This is a genomic window from Bacillus sp. P4_D3 (genome assembly GCF_056401855.1).
This window is the reverse complement of record NZ_JBFUIN010000942.1, coordinates 1-1044: the sequence shown is the minus strand read 5'-3', so window position 1 is coordinate 1044 and position 1044 is coordinate 1. Positions and strand designations below refer to the sequence as shown.

The 1044-nt window shown below is 33.8% G+C and carries 1 protein-coding gene; it reads right to left on the bottom strand.

Annotated features, from left to right (window positions below):
- Positions 1-1044 (bottom strand): penicillin-binding transpeptidase domain-containing protein (locus tag AC1DTM_RS28185; protein WP_477001455.1); only part of this gene is annotated, 1044 nt, incomplete at both ends.

Genomic DNA, 1044 nt, shown 5'->3' with positions numbered 1-1044 from the left:
CTTTGTTTTTATTTTCTTTTTGAAGAGTATTCCAGGACTCTAAAATTTCTGATGTAACGAGAGCTGCAATATTTTTTTCTGAATTACTACCAGGAATAACGACAGAAATAGCAATTTGTGGATCTTCGGTAGGAGCATATGCAATGAAAAGAGAATGATTTATCATTCTTTCTTGCTCGTTTGGAGAGCCTGTTATACCTGTTTTACCTGCGACATGAAAGGGCAAGTTTTTAATTTCTTGTATATTTTGACTCATCCCACCTTGCACGACACTCCAGAATTTCATAGGATAACGATTTGAACTTTCTAAGATTGGTTTAAACTTTTTTGTTTCCTTACCGTCCTGACCAATAATAGTACTTACGATTTGAGGTTTATATTTATCACCTTTACTTGCCAAAATTGCTGTATATTGAGCGAGTTGAAGAGGAGTATGCACTTCATTTCCTCCCCAAGAGGCATTTAATAAAGCGGAGATACCATTTTCAAACTTATTAGATGGATGAAATTCATATTGTCCGTCTTCTTCAAAGGGTAAATCAATCCCAGTTTTAGAACGAAGGCCGAATTGCATTAAATAATCTGTCCATATATTTGCCACCTTTTCTATATTCCCATTATTTTGGTTGAATAAGGGAAGAGCTACTTTTGCTGTCATAAATGTATTAGATGAATTAATGATAGCCTGACTCGGTGTAATTTCACCTGTTGGCGTTCCAGGTGCATTAGTAATGTTATTTTGATTATCATACTGAAAAGTACCTTTATCTAAATAAGTATCTTCGGGTTGAAAAAGCCTTTCGTTTAATCCAATTAAAATAGTAAGTGGCTTTATAGTAGAGGCCATATTTACATAAGACTCACCATACTTTAATTTTTGAATTGCTTTATTTTGCGAAAGTGATTTAATGTTTTCTTTTTTAGATGATACATGTGTATTTAATATATTTGGATCAAAAACTGCCGAGTTGGCCATAGTTAAAATGGCACCAGTTTTTACATCGGTTACTACTGCATAACCAGCATTAGCATCAGGTACTTTCT